The sequence below is a fragment of the Mycobacterium sp. E2479 genome (assembly GCF_001667925.1).
Taxonomy (GTDB): domain Bacteria; phylum Actinomycetota; class Actinomycetes; order Mycobacteriales; family Mycobacteriaceae; genus Mycobacterium.
In genome coordinates this window covers 1-657 of the sequence record NZ_LZJR01000040.1, presented here as the reverse complement: position 1 = coordinate 657, position 657 = coordinate 1, and the positions used below count along the sequence as shown (strand labels likewise).

Annotated in this window: 1 protein-coding gene and 1 pseudogene; one reads left to right on the top strand and one right to left on the bottom strand. The window is 68.8% G+C overall.

The window, feature by feature from the left end; translation table 11 throughout:
* Window positions 1-96: pseudogene (locus A5686_RS27780) on the bottom strand (TetR/AcrR family transcriptional regulator); the annotation flags it as partial.
* Window positions 97-225: 129 nt separating this feature from the next.
* Here A5686_RS27780 and A5686_RS03995 point away from each other — a divergent pair.
* Window positions 226-657 (top strand): TetR/AcrR family transcriptional regulator (locus A5686_RS03995; protein WP_231986284.1); only part of this gene is annotated, 432 nt, incomplete at its 3' end.

Below are 657 nucleotides of genomic sequence, written 5' to 3'. Positions count from 1 at the left end.
GGCCACACAGCGCATCGCCGCGGTGACGATTCGTGCCCGGGTCTGCTCGCCATCGGCGCCCACCGGCCGGCCCAATTGCGACGGGGTGATGGTCATGGCGCCCTGCGGGTCCGTCGGTCACGCACCGCGCACCTCCGCGCCGTCAAGAAAATTGATCGTCCGATTATATTCGATGAGTCGGCACCATCGGCCGACGGACGGGATGCGACCAATGGAGCCAGCACCGTGACGCGGGCGCACCGCGGGCGCCCGGTCGGCGCCAGCGGCGAGGAGACCCGCCGGCGGATCATCGTCGCCACTATGCGGTGTGTGGCCGAGGCGGGCTATACCCGGGCGACGATTCGCGAGATCGCCCGGGCCGCCGACATGACCAGCGGCAGCCTGTATCACTACTTTGCGAACAAGTCCGAATTGCTCGAGGCCACCGTCAGCGAGATGGACCGCATCGCACGTCCCCGGCTGCGGGCTGCCGCCGCGCAAACCGACAATGTCGTCGATCGCCTCGCTGCGGTATTCGACGAGTCCAGCCGGTTGATGCGGGACTATCCGGGCCTGGCGGCCTTCGAGCGGGCTATGCGGGTGGCCGGCCACGAGCACCGCGGTGGCAGGCGGTCGAAGCGCCCCGGATTGAAGGCGTTGCGCGACATCATCACCGAG